Origin of the sequence: Bifidobacterium sp. MSTE12 (assembly GCF_000513015.1) — a bacterium.
Lineage (GTDB): Bacteria > Actinomycetota > Actinomycetes > Actinomycetales > Bifidobacteriaceae > Bifidobacterium > Bifidobacterium dentium.
Map to the genome: position 1 here is coordinate 189,418 of NZ_AZYA01000037.1, position 18,569 is coordinate 207,986.

General features: G+C 58.7%; 14 protein-coding genes. 4 read left to right on the plus strand and 10 right to left on the minus strand.

The features are described from left to right. Positions 1–21 precede the first annotated feature (21 nt). The gene (locus tag HMPREF1494_RS09530) at positions 22–1,611 is read right to left on the minus strand and encodes a DUF5605 domain-containing protein (RefSeq protein ID WP_034522400.1); all 1,590 of its coding nucleotides are present in this window, start codon (positions 1,609–1,611) and stop codon (positions 22–24) included. A 264-nt stretch (positions 1,612–1,875) separates the two neighbouring features. Beyond that, entirely contained in the window at positions 1,876–2,580 is a 705-nt protein-coding gene (locus tag HMPREF1494_RS09535) for a TetR/AcrR family transcriptional regulator (RefSeq protein WP_034522402.1), read from the minus strand. 230 nt (positions 2,581–2,810) lie between these two features. Here HMPREF1494_RS09535 and HMPREF1494_RS09540 point away from each other — a divergent pair, with 230 nt between their 5' ends. Both HMPREF1494_RS09540 and HMPREF1494_RS09545 read left to right on the plus strand, forming a co-directional pair. Next, positions 2,811–4,085, plus strand: coding sequence for an MFS transporter (locus HMPREF1494_RS09540; protein ID WP_034522405.1), 1,275 nt, complete (start codon positions 2,811–2,813; stop codon positions 4,083–4,085). Between the two features lie 204 nt (positions 4,086–4,289). Then, the gene (locus HMPREF1494_RS09545) at positions 4,290–6,644 is read left to right on the plus strand and encodes a glycoside hydrolase family 3 N-terminal domain-containing protein (protein ID WP_034522408.1); all 2,355 of its coding nucleotides are present in this window, start codon (positions 4,290–4,292) and stop codon (positions 6,642–6,644) included. Between the two features lie 255 nt (positions 6,645–6,899). On the opposite strand, the gene HMPREF1494_RS09550 is transcribed toward HMPREF1494_RS09545, so the two are convergent. Beyond that, on the minus strand, positions 6,900–7,535 hold the full coding sequence (locus tag HMPREF1494_RS09550) for a TetR/AcrR family transcriptional regulator (protein WP_003841215.1): 636 nt from the start codon (positions 7,533–7,535) through the stop codon (positions 6,900–6,902). 56 nt (positions 7,536–7,591) lie between these two features. After that, positions 7,592–7,771, minus strand: a complete 180-nt coding sequence (locus HMPREF1494_RS11510; RefSeq protein ID WP_034522412.1) for a hypothetical protein — start codon at positions 7,769–7,771, stop codon at positions 7,592–7,594. 4 nt (positions 7,772–7,775) lie between these two features. On the opposite strand from HMPREF1494_RS11510, the gene HMPREF1494_RS11515 reads away from it, so the two are divergent. Further along, positions 7,776–7,943: a hypothetical protein gene (locus HMPREF1494_RS11515; protein WP_153881423.1), complete on the plus strand. Its 168-nt coding sequence runs from the start codon at positions 7,776–7,778 to the stop codon at positions 7,941–7,943. 91 nt (positions 7,944–8,034) lie between these two features. Here HMPREF1494_RS11515 and HMPREF1494_RS09560 read toward each other — a convergent pair whose 3' ends face one another. The 5 genes from HMPREF1494_RS09560 to HMPREF1494_RS09580 form a co-directional block, all read right to left on the minus strand. Then, positions 8,035–9,681 (minus strand): glycoside hydrolase family 43 protein, encoded by a 1,647-nt coding sequence (locus tag HMPREF1494_RS09560; RefSeq protein ID WP_034522415.1) that lies wholly within the window; start codon positions 9,679–9,681, stop codon positions 8,035–8,037. Between the two features lie 29 nt (positions 9,682–9,710). After that, the gene (locus HMPREF1494_RS09565) at positions 9,711–10,919 is read right to left on the minus strand and encodes a glycoside hydrolase family 5 protein (protein WP_003839199.1); all 1,209 of its coding nucleotides are present in this window, start codon (positions 10,917–10,919) and stop codon (positions 9,711–9,713) included. A gap of 115 nt (positions 10,920–11,034) precedes the next feature. Beyond that, positions 11,035–12,198 carry a glycoside hydrolase family 5 protein gene (locus HMPREF1494_RS09570; RefSeq protein ID WP_034522419.1) on the minus strand — a complete coding sequence of 388 codons (1,164 nt, stop codon included), beginning with the start codon at positions 12,196–12,198 and terminating at the stop codon, positions 11,035–11,037. Positions 12,199–12,383: 185 nt separating this feature from the next. Beyond that, positions 12,384–13,730 carry a glycoside hydrolase family 30 protein gene (locus HMPREF1494_RS09575; RefSeq protein ID WP_003841205.1) on the minus strand — a complete coding sequence of 449 codons (1,347 nt, stop codon included), beginning with the start codon at positions 13,728–13,730 and terminating at the stop codon, positions 12,384–12,386. A gap of 269 nt (positions 13,731–13,999) precedes the next feature. Continuing rightward, on the minus strand, positions 14,000–15,325 hold the full coding sequence (locus HMPREF1494_RS09580) for an MFS transporter (RefSeq protein ID WP_003839191.1): 1,326 nt from the start codon (positions 15,323–15,325) through the stop codon (positions 14,000–14,002). Positions 15,326–15,651: 326 nt separating this feature from the next. Between HMPREF1494_RS09580 and HMPREF1494_RS09585 the strand changes: the two genes are divergently transcribed. Then, a complete protein-coding gene (locus HMPREF1494_RS09585; RefSeq protein WP_003841204.1) occupies positions 15,652–16,278 on the plus strand; it encodes a TetR/AcrR family transcriptional regulator in 627 nt (208 codons plus the stop codon). A gap of 72 nt (positions 16,279–16,350) precedes the next feature. On the opposite strand, the gene HMPREF1494_RS09590 is transcribed toward HMPREF1494_RS09585, so the two are convergent. Continuing rightward, positions 16,351–18,477 (minus strand): beta-galactosidase, encoded by a 2,127-nt coding sequence (locus tag HMPREF1494_RS09590; RefSeq protein ID WP_034522421.1) that lies wholly within the window; start codon positions 18,475–18,477, stop codon positions 16,351–16,353. Positions 18,478–18,569: the final 92 nt, after the last annotated feature.

Sequence of the window (18,569 nt, forward strand, 5' to 3'; positions counted from 1 at the left end):
GGGAGGCGGCAAAGCATGATGTCAGGCCTTGCGAATGCGCACGGCCATGTATTGACGGCCAAGATCGACGCGCACGGAGTTTTCGTAGGCGTCCGGCAGCGTTTCGACGGTCATGTTCCACGTGTCGATCACGTCGACCACGTAGGCGGATCCGGCCGGCAACGGGATTTCACGATACTTCGGACGGAACCAGCCGAAATAGATCAGCTGGTAATCGTCACCACCGCGCAGCACGGGAACGTCCCAGTACTGTGCGGCCTTCTCGACCGCAGGTGCCACGTTTACGGATCCGTTGATCGGATTGGCAATCGGCCATGCCCGATCGGCGTCGAGATCGCCATCCAACGGCGTCGCGTCGAGCGGAACGTCGTCGAAGATCGAACGCATGAACGCGATGCGCGCCGGGGCGTCGCCGTGCAGTTCGCCGCCATGCGCCCACCAGATCTGCTCGCCTTCGTCGATGAGCGTCTCACCGTGGGTCACGTAGCCGCCGCGCATGGCACCTTCCCAGAAGCGACGCATGAGTTCTTCGCCGGTCAGGTTGCCCCAGCCCCAATAGATGTTGCCTTCGTAGCCCGGTTCGTCGCATACGACCGGCTTGCCGTAGGCCTTACGCCAGTCGGCGATGCATTCGGTGGTACGGGTCACGTCCACACGCTGGATGGAGCAGTGGGTGCACCACGGTTCGTTGTAGTCGTAGATCGGAATGCAGTTGTGGATGGAGCGCAGGTGGCCGAACGCATCGTTGGCCATAACCACACGTGCGTACTCACGCCAGTCCTCGAGCGACTTCTGAGGCATGAGGTCGTATTCGTTGGCCAGCGACCACCACACGTTCTTGTAGGCACCGTAGCGACGGGCCATATAGGCGAGGTACATCTCGTCTTCGACTTTGGTCATCTTGGAAAAGCCCCAGTCCGGCTTGTCATACGGGTGCAACAGGATGATGTCCGCCTCGATACCGAGCTCGTCAAGCTGGGCGATGCGGCAATCGAGGTTCGCGAAGAATTCCTCGTCGAAACAGGTGTGGTCGAAACCGGTTTCACGGGTGCCCGGATAGGCGTAGGCCCATGGGTCGGCGGTGTTGAAGTCGTAGAACTTCGGGAATACGCACATGCGAATCTTGTTGAATGGCGCCTTGGCGAGCGTGGCGACGGTGCGGTCCTGCACGTCGGTCGGCTGGCTCACCCATGCGTAGCAGGTGGTGCCGTAAGGCTGGTACGGAGTGCCATCCTCATAGGTGAAACGGTATTTGAGTTCGCTGCCATAGGCTTCGCGGGCCTTGCCGGAAAGCGCTTCGGTTGCGGTAAGCACACGACCGTGGTTGTCCTGCGTCGCCGGAGTCACGGTGAAGACGCCGGTTTGACCGTCGAGCGCCGGATCGGTGCTCCGGGTCGTGAATGCCCACCGCCCCGCCGACGCTGCCATGAAGCGCACGGAGTAGTTGCCGTTGCCGCGATAGAAGCCGCCGACGACAACGATCTGGCCGGTCTCGGCATTGGTGAAGTCGGCGGAAAGCGTCACATCCTGATATGGGTTGCCTTCCGTGGTTCCGGTGAGATTGATTTCGAACAGTCGGTACTGCTCGACCTGGGTCTTGTATTCCGCCATGATTGCCGCCCTTTGGTTGGTCGGTGCCGCACGACGACGTGCGACGCGTTCGAACGTGTTGACTGGTAGCAATCAACAGCAACCGGATACCGGAACAACAATCCGATTGTTATTGATTACTAACTAGTAACTTACTGGTTGATAACTTACTTGTCAACCCACGACACGCCCACAGCCACCCCGACCCCGACCGGCATTCGGCTTCCTTGACACGCCAGGCAAAACACGAATCATCGACGCTCGCCCACGAATCTTCCGCGGACGTCACCGATACCCATCCCACTGCGGCGACGGGAACAGATACGCCTCATATCTTTTCCACTCCCCCAGATAGTCCACGCCCTCGGGATCGGCCAGCCAACGGCCTTCAAGCCCATACATGGCGGCATTGGCCAACTGATATGCCAGCATGCCGTCCACCCCTTCGGGAACCGCCCAGTCAAATTGCGCGAAATTATCCCACATGCCTTTGGTGCGCTCCACGAAATATCGATGTGCCGGATGTTCGGCCGACATGGCCTCGGTGTTGAGCATTTGGAACAGCCGCACCATTTCAGGTTGCCGCACATTCTGTTCGACCACCGCGCGCAACGCGGACGGGATATGCGGACGCTCACCCGCCCTGTCGCCGCCGGCGCGGAAATGGCCCAGATATTCAGTCTCCGCCCCCGACATGTCATAGTAACGTTCCACCACCAGCACCAGCAGATTGTGCTTGCTTTTCACGCGATGGATCACGGCCGTCTGCGTCACGCCGATTTCCGAAGCGATGTCCTGCAACGACAATCCGTGGTAGCCCTTTTGACCGATCAACCGCACGGCTACGTCGATGATCTGGTTGAGGCGCTCTTCGGCGCTCATCCTTTTCGACACCGCTTTCTTCTTCGGCTTCGGTTCCGCCATCAGCGCGGTGATGGCCGATTTGTCGAGCACATCAAGATCGTCGGCACCCACCTTGTCAACCGCCATATCGAGCCTCCTGACACATCAGACAATCACTTAAGTTACCAATTAATAATTATGCCGCAGTCGTATGTGAAAATCGCGGAAAATCAGTAAGACACACCGCAATCACATCAATGATTTGACATCAAAGTTATCGGTAGCTAACTTATAAGTTATCTGGTAGTAACCAGTAACCGGAACAACGAAGTCATCCCATAACCAACTGCAATAGGCACCAAGGAAGGTGTATACACATGGAATCGCAGATCATCGCCGCCGAGGAGCTCGCTCCCGACACCGGCAAGCCGGTAAGCAAACTCAACCTCGGCCGTTTCGGCGCAGGCTTCATCTTCTTCTGCATCGTCTTCATGATGTCCGGCACCATCGGATCCACCGTACTGCTACCGGCCCGCTTCAATACGCTGGGCATCGGTCAGGGCGAGACGATTCTCGGCACGATGAACTCCATCGGCATCATCTTCGCCCTGATTTCCAACGTCATCTTCGGCGCGCTGTCCGACGCCTCGCATAGCCGCTTCGGCAAGCGTACGCCATGGATCATCGTCGGAGGCCCGATCGCCGGCCTCGGTTTCTACCTGACCTCCATCTCCCTCACACTGCCGACCATCGTCGCCTCCTGGTCGTTGCTGCAGATTGGCCTGAACTGCATGATCGCACCGTGTGTGGCGATTCTGTCCGATCGCGTTCCCCAGAAATACCGTGGTTCCATGTCCGCCTTCTACGGCGCCGGACAGATCGTCGGCCAGTCCATGGGCACCATCATCGGATCCGCATTCATCGACGCGCCGAAGACCGGCTTCATGATCGGCACCATCTGCTGGTGCCTGTGCGGCATCGGCACCGTGCTGCTGCTTCCGCGTGAACTGTCCGCAGCCACCGACACAACCGAAAAGTTCGACATCAAGCAGGTCGCCATGCAGTTCCGCCCACCGACCAAGGGCGCACGCGACTTCTACCTGGCGCTCATCGGACGGCTGATGCTCATCTTCGGCTACAACATGATCGTCGGCTACCAACTGTACGTGTGCATGAAGTACATCGGACAGGATGCCAAGGCCGCCGCGGCGACCGTGTCTACCATGGCAGTGATCACCATGATCGTCTCGCTTGTCGTATCCCTGGTTTCCGGTCCAATCTCCGACAGGATCGGCAAGCGCAAGCTGCCGGTGTTCGTCTCCTCCGCCATCATCGCCATCGGCATCGCCGTGCCGTGGGTCCTGAAGTCTCAGTTCTCCATGTTCGCCTATGCGGCGCTCATGGGCCTTGGATACGGCATCTACATGGCCGTGGATCAGGCACTGAACGTCGACGTGCTGCCGAATCCGGACGAAGCCGGCAAGGATCTCGGCATCCTGAACCTCGCCAACACCCTCGGCCAGGTCATCGCACCGATCGTCGTCTCCTCCATCGTGGTCGCCACCGGCGGTTACTTCCTGGTATTCCCCATCGCCATCGCCGCCGTGATGGTCGGTGCAGTGGTGATCCTGTTCATCAAAAAAGTGAAGTAGGTTCACCGACCGCAAGCGGCCCGCACAAGCCGCATAACCGGCAAAGCCCGTTCCCTCCGAGAGCCTCCGCTCTCTCCGCTTTCGGAGGGGACGGGCTTTGCCATGCCAACAGGTCCGTCCGTTCGAAAGCCATCCACTACTTCATTTGCAAAACCATCCCTCAACTGCTAAACTACCAATTGGTAATTAAAGGACATCGCTTCAATGAGGAAAGTGAGCAATCCCATGACCGGCAATACCACCGAACTGCCATACAAGAACCCCGAACTTCCCGCCGAAGAACGCATCGCGGACCTGCTCGGCCGCATGACCCTCGAAGAGAAGGTCGGTCAGATGATGCAGCTTGACGCCCGCAGCGGCGATCTGGACGATCTGATCGTCAACAAGCACGTCGGCTCCATCCTGCACACCTCTCCCGCCGACCTGCCCCGCGCGGTCGAAACCGTGAACACCAAGACCCGCCTCGGCATTCCGCTGGTCATCGGTGACGACTGCATCCACGGCTACTCCTTCTGGCCGGGCGCCACCATCTTCCCGGAGCAGCTCGGCATGGCCGTCAGCTGGGATTCCGAAAAGGTACAGGCCGCAGGCCGCGCCACCGCCGAGGAAGTATCCACCACGGGCGTGCACTGGACCTTCTCCCCCGTGCTGTGCATCGGCCGCGACACCCGTTGGGGCCGCGTGGGAGAAACCTTCGGCGAGGATCCGTATCTGATCGGCGAGATGGCCTCCAGCATCGTCAAAGGGTATCAGGGCGGAGCCAAGGCCGGCGAACCGCTCGCCAAGGATGCGATCTTGGCCTGCGCCAAGCATTTTGCAGGTTATTCCGAAACCCAGGGCGGCCGCGACGCCTCCGAAGCGGACCTGAGCCATCGTAAGTTGGAATCCTGGTTCCTGCCGCCGTTCGAACGCGTAGCCAGGGAAGGCTGCGGCACGTTCATGCTCGGCTACGAATCCATCGAAGGCGTGCCGGTCACCTTCAACAAGTGGCTGCTGTCCGACAAACTCCGCGGCGCTTGGAACTATCAGGGCACGCTGATCACCGACTGGGACAACGTCGGCCGTTCCGTCTGGGAGCAGAAAGTCAAGCCGGATTACGTGCATGCGGCCGCCGACGCGGTCAAGGCCGGCAACGATCTGGTCATGACCACCCCGCAGTTCTATGAAGGTGCGCTCGAGGCGGTACGCACCGGCTTGCTCGACGAATCACTGATCGATGCCGCCGTCTCCCGCATTCTCGCACTCAAGTTCCGTCTGGGCCTGTTCGAGGATCCGCGCCTGCCGGATCAGGAACGTATCGACGCGGTCATCGGCTCCGACGAGCATCAGCGGCTCAACCTCGAGTTGACTCGCGAATCCGTGGCGCTGCTTAAGAACAACGGATCCCTGCCGTTCGCCGCAGGCGATGCGAAACGCATCGCCGTGGTCGGCCCGCTCGCCGACGACGCACAGACCCAGCTGGGTGATTGGGCCGGCAATTCCGGACAGGTCAATTGGATGCCGGACGGCCATCCGCGCCACATGATCACCACCGTGCTCGATGCGTTCAAGCAGCTCGCACCGGCAGGATGCAACGTGGTCTACTCCCGCGGTGCGAATATCGTGGATCTTGTACCCGATCCGGAAGGCGAGTTCTATCCGGATGGTCAGCCGCGACCGAAAATCGGCGTCTCCGCCGCAGTGGACCAGGCCATGATCGACGAAGCCATCGAGAATGCACGACAGTCCGATTTGGTTGTCGCCGTGGTCGGCGATGTGGTCCAGCTCATCGGAGAAGGCTGCTCCACCGGCACGCTGGAACTGCTCGGCGGGCAGAACGCACTGCTCGAGGCGCTGTCCAACGTAGCTCGCGAAACCGGCAAGCCATTGGTCGTGGTGCTCATGAGCTCCAAGCCGATGGTGTTGCCGGCCTGTGTGATCGGCACCAATGGCGTGATCGTCGACGAATCCGCCGCCGAAGGTACTTCCGCACTGCTGTGGGCGCCAAGCCCGGGCATGAAGGGCGGCCAGGCCATCGCCGAAATCATTCTCGGCATCACCGAACCGAGCGGACGCCTGCCGATCACCTTCCCACGCCACGCAGGCCAGCTGCCGGTCTACTACAACCAGATTCGCGGCCAGCACGGCAACCGCTACGCCGATCTCACGCAGGATCCGGCATTCGCATTCGGCGAAGGCTTGGGCTATACCACGTTCGAGTACGGCGAACCGGCCATCACCAACGTTCCGGACTCCGGCGCCTTCACCGAATCCGACACCGTGCATGCCGAAATCACGCTCACCAATACCGGCGAACGCAAGGGTATCGAAGTGGTGCAGGCGTACATCGGCGACATCGTCACCTCTTACAGCTGGACCGATCGCGAGCTTAAGTCGTTCAAGCGCGTCGAGCTCGAGCCGGGAGAAAGCAAGACGGTCGCATTCGACATTCCGGTCGCCGACTGCACCATCGTCGACCCCGATGCCAATCGTATCGTCGAGCCGGGTGAATTCGAGCTACTCGTCGGCCATTCCAGCCGTCGCGAGGATCTCAAGCGCACCGTCTTCACGGTCGCCTGACGTCTTTCCTCTTACATAGTGGGTGAATGCACCGCGCTCACCCACATCCTGACGAAAGCACGACTTGCCGAGAACGCCGTTTTCGGCAAGTCGTGTTTTTTCTTTTCCCGACTGCGAACATATATCCGAGGTTAATTCTATTAGGATTGCAGAGCACGATTCACGCAAGGTGCCGCAATACCGAATCGTGCACGACCGACCGGCTCCAGCAGCTTCGACCAGCCCCTGCAGACCCAATCAGCCCGACAGATTCAATCAGCGATACGCATCCCACAGCGGTGAGGGGAACAGCAGATTCTCCATTTCGGACCATTCCGTATACAGATCGACCTCCGGCTCACGCAACCACCACAGCTGAATGCCATCCATGATCTCCATGGCTTTACGGACGATTGGCCGCATGCTCTCATGCCACGAACCCAGCTGCGGCGGGACGAGCCACGGATACCTCGAATAATTTTCCCAAATGCCGTCCATGCGCGACATGAATTCGTCATGCAGCGGATGGCCAGGATTGAGTGATTCGGCCGCCAGTACCGTAAACAACTGCACCATCATGCGACGGCGCGAATTATGCCGGACCAGATAGCGCAAGTAGGCCGGAAACAACGGCGCGGTCGGATCACTGCCGGGCATGCCCGATGCAAAGAAATCCTCCGGAGTGCCGGTACCGTTGTAATACTCGCTATACACCATCGCCAACATATGATCCTTGTTGCCGACGTATCGCAGCACACCCTGTTTGGAAATGCCGACCTTATCGGCCACATCCTGCACGGAGATGCCGTTGTATCCACGTTCGCTGATCAGCTGCACCGCCGCATCCAGCACTTCCTCACGGCGCTCTTCCGGCGATTTGCGCACGCGCCTCACAACCTCTTCTTCAACCATGATTTCGAGTCTAGCGCCGATGCTGCTTCATTCCCGTTATTTCGCGTCAACCATCATCATAATGAACCGACGTTCCGCAACCGACAAGGAGCGGCCATGAATAACCCCATCATCAACGAGCAGGTCATACGGATGTCATTTCGGGCACAGGAAAAATTGCGCTCCGTGATGAGCGCATCGAGCGCATCATTGCCCGTGTTGGCCGTCGCATCATAGACGGTCAACGATTCGCGCATCTCCTTGACCAGTTCGCTGTGGCGCTGGGGCGTGTATGCGCTCGACGGCGTGGTGACGGTCGGAGCGGTCGCATTGATCGCCATTGCGACCTTGCAGATCCTGCGCCGACGCAAGCGAGACGCAACGGTAGCTGCGGAAACCGGTGAGCCCGCCGCCAATGACGGTGAGTAGTCACGAGTCTGCCCATGCATAACCAATAATCAGCGCGGATGGCCCTGCCCCACAAGGCCATCCGCGCTTCTCATCGATACTCGCCCGAAATTCAGTCGACCGGCTTGGTCTCGTCCGCCTCGTAATCGAAGAAGTCGAAGTCGGCGGTCTTCTCATGCAGCGAAGCGTCGGTGACGGCGATACCGACCATCGTGCCGGTGAATTCGCCATACTTGCAGTATTCATCGGAGAAGGTGGTGGTGTCGAAATCCGGGCCGATCGTAGTCCAGGTCTCGCCGTCATAGCCCCACTCGAACCAGGTGCGGCGGCCTTCGATGCGAAGACGCATGTGAATCGGCTTGTCCTCAACGGCCACGCGGGTGTCGAGCATCTCCGTCTTCTCGCCGTTCTCAAGGCGCACGATGGAGATTGCAGGGCCACCAAGCGTTTCGGAGTAGTACTTGCGCAGGAAGACGTTGTTCATGTTGTCGTAGTACACGGTCAGACCGGCGGAATGCTGGTAGACTTCCGGCTCGAACTCCATCTTCGTGGTGACGGTGGCGTATACGCTGGTCAGCTTGCGGGCGATCAGGCTCGTACGGTTGAGCGATGCGAGTGATTCCTCGCCACGGATGCGCAGCCAGCCGGGACGTTCCGTCACGTTGGCGAAGGTCGTCGGCATTTGGCGCGGCGAGTAGTACCAGTTGCCGATCTCATCGCCGTCGAAGTCATCATGCTGCGGGATTTCCGGCATCGGCACATCCGGCAGATTCGGTTCCTCGACCTCCAGCTTGGCCAGATTGGAGCCGTCGGCCATGCGCAGCCAGCCGTCGTCGGTCCACGTCATCTTCTGAATGGCGGTCTCACGACCGAGCGTGCAACGCAGTTCCGGCACAAACGGACGGCTGGTCAGGTGCACCAGATACGTTTCGCCGTTCGGCAGATCCACGTACGATCCGTGACCGGACTTCTGCAATACGGATTCCGGATTGAAGTAACGCGGCTTCAGATGGTCGTCATCGGCACGCTCGTTGGATTCCTTCGGCTGGGAGGTGACGAGCGGACCGTTCGGATCCGGCTCGTACGGACCCCACACATTGCGGGAGCGGCCCATGGTCACGGCATGGTTGTAGCCGGTGCCGCCTTCGGCGCACATGATGTAGTACCAGCCATCGCGCTTGGTCAGATGCGGCGCTTCGATGCAGCCACGGTCTGTGGCGCCTCGCCAGATACGCTTCGGATAGCCGACCACGTGTTCGGTTTCCGGATCGTATTCCACGCAGCAGATCACGCCGGGCTTCTCATAGCCTTCACGGGTTTCCCATTCAAGGCTGACGATGTACTTTCTGCCATCATCGTCATGCAGGATGGATGCGTCGAATCCGGATGAGGTCAGATAGACCGGCTCACTCCACGGACCTTCGATGCTTTTGGATTTGATGAGATAGTTGTTCACGTCGAAATATCGGGCATTCATGGAGTTCATGACGCCATAGATTACGTAGAACATGTCTTCGGCCTCATTGTAGGTGAGGCATGGAGCCCAGATACCCTTGGCGGAGGGCAGCTTGGTGAGGTTCGGTGTGGCGTCGTCGGTAAGCACATGGGTCAGCAATTCCCAGTGCTTCATGTCCTTGGAATGGTAGATCGGGATGCCCGGGAACCATTCGAATGTGGAGACGGCCACGTAGTAATCGTCGCCTTTACGGCAGATGGCCGGGTCGGGATTGAAGCCCTTGAAAATCGGATTGTGCAGCATTGCTTTTCCTTTGTTTTTGGTGTACGGGATTACTTTTGGATCGGGAACCAGTCTTGGGCGATGCACCGGCCGAGATCCCATGCATCCCAGCCAATCCAGCCGGGAGTGTTGACGGTGTCGGTGAGCAGCTTGTAGTTCCAGTAGTAGAAACCGTGGCCCTTGCTCCAGGCGTTGAGCTGGGATTCGGCCACACCCTGGTATAGCGCGCGCTTCTCTTCGGCAGAAAGCGTCTCGGCCTGTGCGCCTTCCTCACCGTTGAGCACACTTTGGCCACCATGGGTATCCACGCCGCAACCGACGGAGTTGAACAGGCACCACTCGCCCACGATCGTCGGGAAGTATTCGCTCATCTCCTCGATCATCGGCGCGTACGTATTCCTCACGAAATCGTCGTAGCCTTCGACTGTCTGCGGGCAACCCATCATTTCGGCGGTCATCAGATACTGGTGGGTGTCGAGAATCACGTTCTCGAATTCCGGCGCCAGCTTGCCGTCATCACCGCGCATGAAGTCCTTCCACTGCCCGATGTCGAAACCGTCGTGGAACACCACGGCCTTATCGGTCGGCAGAGCTCCCCTGTCGGCGTCGCGCAGGCGATGGTAGGCGGTGACATAGAAGTCCTTCAACCAGTCGAACGCAATCGGTCCGGTGCCTGCGGCCAGTTCCGGATCGACCGCCTTGTACCGTTCGGTCACGTTCATCATCGGCCAGGAAGTGGTGGTGTTCGGTTCGTTGATGATTTCAATGCCCATCAGCGCTTCACGGTTGCCGTAACGCTTGGCGAGACGTTCGAGCACGGACAGCACGAATTCCACCTCGTCGGGCAGTTGCGCCCACTTGCACACGCCGGAGATGCCACCATTGTCGAAGCCGTTCTGGCTCATCGGCGCGGTATGCAGGTCGATGAGAATGGTCAGACCATACTTATCGGCCCAGTTGAACGCCTTGTCGAGTTCGTCGACGCAGCCGATGAACGGCGGCCGGTCGCCGAAGATGAAATACGGCACCGGAATGCGCACGGAGTTCAGGCCCCATGATTTGATGGTGGCGAAGTCGCGTTCGTTGACGTATTCGGCGCGATGCGTTGCGATGCGCGCTTCGTAAACGGCTGGATCAAGCTGGGTCGGCAGATAGTATTCGTCATCCGCGGTGGTGCCGTCGAACAACGTCGGGTTCATCCACTTCTCCAGAACCAACCAGTTGCCGAGGTTCACGCCTTTGATGTAGTTCAGATCCATATGCACTCCTTTGTACGGTCCCATAGTAGTTTCTATGTACTTAGTAACCACTTAGTTAAATCATAATATAATTATCCGAGACATGCAACCGCCAGATCGCCACGACGCTCACGGCTCATGAATCGACCGTTCGCTCGCCATCGGCGCCTTCGTCGGTCGATTGAGCCATCCATCCGTTGCGCCATACACACGTCAGATCCCATCCTTCCAAACCGTTGCCGCCGCGGGAATCCCCCATCGCATCATTGCCCAACAACCGGTAGCTCCAGTAGATCTGCCCCGCGGACACGTTCCACGCATCCAACTCAAGCCGGGCCACTTCACGGTAGATCGCCTTGCGTTCCACCGCATCGCGCTGCCGTTGCGCGAGAGTATTCATCAGGCACCACTCGCCCACCATAACAGGAACATGCCGTGCGGCCAGCCGAATCATCGCCTTGCCGTATGCGACGAACAACCGGTACAGCCACATCGCAGGCACCGGTACGAATGTCTCCATGGCGATGATGTAGATGTGCGTGTCCAACATGACGTTCGTCATGCCTTCCTTCCCGAACCAGCCTCTCCAAGCGCCCAATCGGAATCCGTCATGGAACACGATCACGCTTTCCGGTTTCAAGATGGCTCGCAAACGCCGATACGCGTCGCGATACAGGTCTTTCAAGAATCTCATGGGCACATGCCCGCTGCCCTTGGCCTCCTCCTTGTCCTTGGCATGGCCGGTGGACGGCGCCGTCCGATATACCAGCCAGCTGATCGGCTCGTTCAATACTTCCATGCCATACAATGCCGGCTCATTCCGATAGCGCTTGGCGAGACGTTCCAGCACCGTCAGCGCATATTCCACGGCCTCCGGGTCCTTGCGCCATGTGCATACGCCTGTGATTCCGCCATTGTCGTAACCGTTTTGCGAGCCCGGCACGGTGTGCAGGTCAAGCAGCACCTGCAATCCGCACCGATCGGCCCAAGCAAAAGCGCGGTCCACATATTCGATGCATCCCGGATGTCCCTCCACATCGCCGAGGACGAAGTACGGAACGGGAATGCACACCAGATTGTATCCGTGTGAAGCGATGGCGATGAAATCCCGCTCGGTCACATATGTTTCACGATGGCGTCGTAGCAGCGCCTCCAACCTGGACGGTTCCATCGTGCGATGCATCCAGATTTCATCATCCTCGCCGCATTCTTCGAACAAGGCCGGTTTCATCCATTTTTCCAACACCAACCAGTTGCCGAGATTCACGCCATTGATCTTCTCGTCGACTCCCAACGTCATGCCGGCTCCTTTCGCAGCATGTTGACGCCTGCCATGCGGAACCAGTAACCAATTCCGTCAGGCAGGCGCCTTGCAATACAACACCGGCTTCGAGGGCGACGGTGGGAAGAGAAAGGAAAGACCACCGTTCGGCAGACCCTCCAAGCCGCTGTCAGCTCAGTCAATCGACCGAGCCACCGTCCCCGCTAATCCAGCACAAACGTGTTGAACGAACGCGGGGCCAGCGTCACCTTGAATCCACGGTTGGCGGACGAAGGATCGGCAAACTCAAATGGACGCTCCTCATCGAGGGCGTTCTGGACCACGACCACCACCGTGCCGTCCGGGTTGCGGAATGCGATGGCCATCGAGTTGAAGTGGCCGGTAGTGCCGAGCACCTTCGCACCCGGCTTGACGTAGTGCGAGAAGTGGCGCATCACGTAATATTCCGGATTGCGGCGCACTTCATGCTTGTCGGCGGTGATGGTGAACAGCGAGTTCTGCCACCATCCCCATGTGGAATCCTGGTCGTCGAGGATCATGTTCCAGTAGGTGTAGGCGGTGGCGCCGTTGCGCAGGTAATGGTTGATCAGGTGGAAGATGTACTCTGCATATTCCCAGCTGTTGTCGCCGGTGCCGCATTCGGATTCCGACTGGATCAGCTCGATTTCCGGCCACGACTCATGCGTACGTGCGATGCAGTTCTGTCCGGCCCACTGGTAGGCGATGCCTTTGATGTACTTGCGCGCATCGTCATCGAAGAGGATGTTATCGACGAAACGGTTGTAGTTGTTGAGCTTCATGCCGTAGCCGCCGCCGGTCCACGCCATGTCTTCCGGGCCGTTGAGCGTGCCCAGCCAGATGTCGGTGTCGATCCCGGCTTCGTCGAACGCGGGACCGAGATAGTCGCGGATGAACACCTTGAGCGCTTCGGAATCCCATAGGGCGCTCGGGAATTTCTGGTCGGCGAACACCTCGTTCTGCACGTGCAGCTGGTTCACGGTGATGCCGTGTTCGGCGTAGGCCTGCACATACCTGACAAAATACTTGGCGTAGGCCTTGAGGTTCTCCGGCGTCTGCACAAGACGGCCGTAGTTGTAGGCCTTCGGGCGCTTCATCCACGTCGGCGGACTCCACGGGCTGGAGAACAGCTGCATATCCGGCTGCCATTCCTGTGCACGATGAATGTACGGAATCAGAGTCTTTTCATCATGCTCGACGGAGAAATGCTCCATCTCGTAATCACCGTCGGTCTCGTCGTAGCTGTACCAGTGGTCGGCAAAATCGTTGGCACCGACGGGTGCACGATTGAAGGTGAAGTTCATCTCGTCGGGACTGAACAGTTCCTTGATGATCTGGTCGCGCTCCTCTTCGGTGACCGTTTGCAGTGGCAGCCAGCCGAGCTCGTTGAAACAGCCACCGAAGCCACGCAGGGCCTGATACTCATTGCCGTCGAGCTGCAAGTCGGAGGCGGAGGCGGAGTTGGTGGATTCGATTTCGGAAGTTTTGTCGACGAGTCTGTCGTCTTGCGTGGTTGCGGTCCAGGTGGTCATTGGACACTCCTTGATATCGTCGTTGATATTGGAATCTGCGGTTTTCGGCCTAGGTTTCGACCCATTGCATTCGTCATGGCAATGCAATCGCCCAAGCTGGTACGTTTTCCTGCAGAGGAGCCACGGCGGTCCGTTCCGGCACGTTCGGACCATGCAAGGCCGAGTCCTTGCGGTCCGGAACGGACCGCCGTAGCTTCCCTGTTCGCAACGCCGTCACGTCACGTTGCTTGTTATGATGTTCCTTCCGTTCCCGTTCAGGGAAGGATGGCCTACTTGACCTTCTTGATGGCCATGATGAAGAAGCAACCGATGATGGCCAGGGCGATGGAGGTCGGGAACGCGAAGTTGTAGCCGAGGTTCACCACGAGGGCGGACATCACGATCGGGCCGCACATCTGGCCGAGGGTGGTAGCCATGTTCAGGATGCCCAGATCCTTGCCGGCCTCTTCCTTGTTCGGCAGCACGTCGACGAGCAGGGCCTGATCGACCGCGGAGTAGACCGCATAGCCAAGGCCGGCGATGCCTGCGAACAGGTACATGCCCATGGACGAGGGGAAGACCCACGGCATGGCGATGCCGATGGCGAACAGCACGGACGCCACGACGACCGGGACCTTACGACGGCCGATGATGTCGGAGACCGGACCCGAAATGAAGGAGCCGACCAGAGACATGACCATCATGATCATGGAAACGACGGACACGGTGACGGCGGATTCGTCGACGGACTGTCCGATGTAGTTCTGGATGATGTACAGCTGATAGACGGCAATCATCTGATAGGAAACGAGCATGCAGAAACGACCAACGAACGCCTTGTAGAAGTCATGCGCGCCATGGAATGCCGGCGGACGGAAGGAGACGAGCACGTCCTTGAGGGAGCCTTCATCCTTCGGCAGGAAGTCGGCGGACTCCTCCTTCGGCATGATAAGCATGGAGACGACGCCACCGAGGAACATGAGTACGCCTGCGACGGCGAAGCCCGGGATGAGATTCTTGATGAACAGTGCACCGAGCATGGTGCCGATCGGGGAACCGATGGTGGCACCGGCGCCGTAGAAGGCGGACATGGTGCCGCGGATGCCGGATGGCACGCGATCGGACAGGATGGCGACCATCGGGGCGATCATGCAGTTCAGGCCGAACATGCAGGCGCAGTAGAAGATGGTGAGCAGCACGGCATTATGCGTGGTGCCGGTCAGGAACAGGGTGACGCCGCCAAGCACCGCACCGAACAGGATCCACGGAGTACGACGTCCGAACCTCGAGCGGGAACGGTCCGAGAAGTTGCCGAACATCAGATTGGCGATCAGGGATGCGACCGCGGTGAAGGCGTTGACGATACCGATCAACGCATCCGGATTGACGCCTTCGATGGTCTTGTAATGCATCGGTAGGAGCACTGCGGAAACAATGCCAAGACCCGACATCCATAGTACGCCGAAAATGATGAAACCGGCGCCGAATCGGGCGATAGTGACCTTATCGAGCGGCTTGCCCGTTGCCGGCGAGAGCGACGGGTCCTTTTCCGCCGCCGCGATGTTGGCGTAGTATGCCGACAGACGCTCTTCTTTGCTTGCGATTGCTTCACTCATGAAACTCTCTCCTTCGATTCATGCTTCAGTAGTGAAATGTGTGAGCTGCTTTGCTCCGTTTTGCTAACTACCATATGGTAACTAACTTGTTTTTTACCATAAACCACCCGACGGAAAAACGCAAGTCGGCAATGCCCGACCATCGATTTTCCTTAGGGATCGTCGTTGACCATGCCCCGCAGTACATAAGTTATCTATTACTTAGTAACTGCTTAGTTAAATCATATTACAAAGATATCTGACTGTCATTCTCCGGCGTGTCCCAATGATTTTCAACGATTCCCCCTCCCTCTGCTATAACTTAGTAAGTACAAAAAGGAGAAATCATGCGTCGCCGTACGGAAACCACCACCAAGAAACGAATGAGCGCCGAGGATCGTAGGAAAAGCATCCTCGAAACCACCATCTCGTTCATTTCGCAGTTCGGCTTCTGGGGCTTCACCATTCGCGACGTCGCCCAAGCTCAGAACATCACCGAAGCGGGCCTCCTTTACTACTACAACTCCAAGGAACAGCTTCTCGAAGAAACCCTCAAGTACGCCGATCGCATCAATCAGATCGCCATCGCGAAACATTTGGGCGTCGAAGGCGTGACCGGCGAAGTCTTGCAGGACGGCATTGCATACCATTGCGATCTGGGGCTGAAAGCCATTTCCACAGGCACCGTGGAAACCAATGCCGACCGTCTGGAAATGGTCCGCCTGTACACGTTGCTTGAAAGCGAAGCGCTCAGCAAGGACCATCCCGTGCACGAGTATTTCGAACAGCGCGAGACCAATCTGCTCAGGGAATATGCGTTCGCCGCAAAGCGCGACGGGGTCGCCGATCCGGAGCGCACCGCCTTGCAGGTGCTCTCCGCCATGGAAGGCTTGCAGCTGCGATGGCTCAACGGATCTCACGACATCGACTTCGTGGCCGAGTGGAAGGCCCTCATCGATCTGATCATCCCCTGACGAAAGTCATTCCGCCGTCGTTCCGACCGCCCGGCGTCGGTCGACAAATCTCCTGCGCCGGGCGGATTCGGCTCAACCGACGATAACGACCACGTTCCAGCGGCCAATCGTCAGTTCGTCACCGATGGCAACGGCATCGCCCGCTTTCAGCGCAACATCGGCCGTGGCCACCTCGTCGATCTCGCCTTCCGAGGCGATCACGACCGGCGCGACCACCACCTCACCCGGCACCGGACTGGCGATGGTGATGTCGGAGGCGGAATAGTTGAGCAGATACGTCACCGTCTCGCCTTGAGTGTTCGTGCCCTGGCGAACCGCAATCCGACCTGCGAGCGCAGTGCCGGCGCCCGCGACCCCGGCATATTCCACGGCTTCTCGCATGACGGCGCGAATCGATTCGGCATCCAGCAAGGTGGCGATCCACTCGGCGCTGCCTTTGCCGAAGGTGTTGCGGGTCACGGCCGCATAATCCTTCCATGCATAGTGGCCGTAGGTGGCAAGTACTTCGGTGCCGTCAGCCGGGGCCACCAGCTCGATCAGCGAAAGCGCTTGGGTGGATGGAACACCTTCGAGCGCGCCGGCGAATTCCACGGATACGTGACCGTTCGGGCGGGTGAACTGGTTATAGGTCATGCCGAACACGTCGGTGAGGTTGTGCGGAGCGCGGTCAGCCCACACGCTCACCTCGTCGTCGGAGACGAAGGAACGCATGGTGGAGACCAGATGGCCGCCGTTTTCCACAAACTTACGCAGACGGTCAGTGGTTTTCTGGCCTGTGCAGTACAGGGCCGGGGTCACGATCATCCCGTACCTGGCAAGGCGTTCGGCGTCGGCGTCGGACGGTATGAAGTCGCATTCCACATTGAGTTCGAACAACGCGTCATACACATTGCGCACCACGTCGTTGTACTTGAGGCTGCCACCGAACGGGAAGCCGGATTCGATGAGGAACCAGTCCAGCGCGGACAGCGATTCATTGGAGACCATGATGGCCACCTTATTGCGCTTCTTCAGGTGGACAAGACGCTCCCCCACTTCTGGCTTGGCGATTTCGCGACCGAATACGCCGGCCTCACGGTAGGTCGGGTTCGGTTCCAGGTCGTGGCTCAGCAGGCCTTTCCAGTAGGTTTCGAATGAATTGTGGATGGAATGCCAGTGCCAGTATTCCACCATGTCGGCGCCGGAGGCCAGATGGGAGTATGCCTGCAAGCGCAACTGACCCGGGAACGGAACCCAGCCGTGCTGGCCCTGCGCTTCGGTTTCGAGCACTAGGTAGTTCCGGCCGTCCTTGGTGGAACGGGTCATATCGCCGCCGAATGCGATCTCTTTGCCGGTCAGATCGTCTTCGGTCGGATGGTAGATGTCCACACCGGTGATGTCCACAGCGGTCGAAGCCTTGAAATGGTCGACGGCCGGCTGCACGCCGAAGGAATAACCACGCCATTCGAAATCGAAATTGTGGGTAATGAACTGGTTGTCGTGCGCATATTCGCGCACGATGTCGGCCTGCCACTGCAGGAAGGCGCGCACCTGGTCGCGGCGGAACTTGTCGAACTCACCGCCGAGGGATTCGTTGATGGTCGCGGTCACATCCGGGAAGTCCTCCCAGGAGTCCACACGATTGGACCAGTAGTCGAGGCCAAAGCGATGGTTCATCTCATCGAGGTCGCCATCGAATTTCTCGTACAGGTATTTGACGAACAGACGCTGCATGTCGTCGGAGACCGAATCGTAGTACTTGGTCTCGTTATCCACCTGATAGCCGATGACCGCCGGATGGTCGGCCACGTGGGAGATGAGCCTGCGGATCACGCGCTCACCGTAGAAACGGTAGGTGGCGTTAACGATATTCATGATCTGGCGTGCGCCGTATTTGCCTTCGCCGTTCGGGGTGACGGCGAGCACGCTCGGGTCGAGCTTGACGAGCCAGCCGGGCACGGCGTAGGTCGGCGTACCGACGATGACGTCGATGCCGGCGCGCTGGGCCGCGTCGAGGGCGCGGTCCACATAGGTGAAGTCGAATTTGCCCGGTTGGGGTTCGCAGGTGCTCCACGTGGATTCGGCGATGCGAATCACGTTGAGCCCGGCGTCCTTCATCATCCTCATATCCTCATCGATACGATCGATGCCCTTCATCATGAGGTATTCGTCGTAGTAGGCGGCGCCGAAAAGGATATGGTCCGCGCTGTTGCGACTCATGGCTCCTCTTTCTATTGTCTTCCTTGACATGCACTTGCATTTATATCTAACGGTTATTAGATATAAAGAAGATACATCTCGACACGGCAATT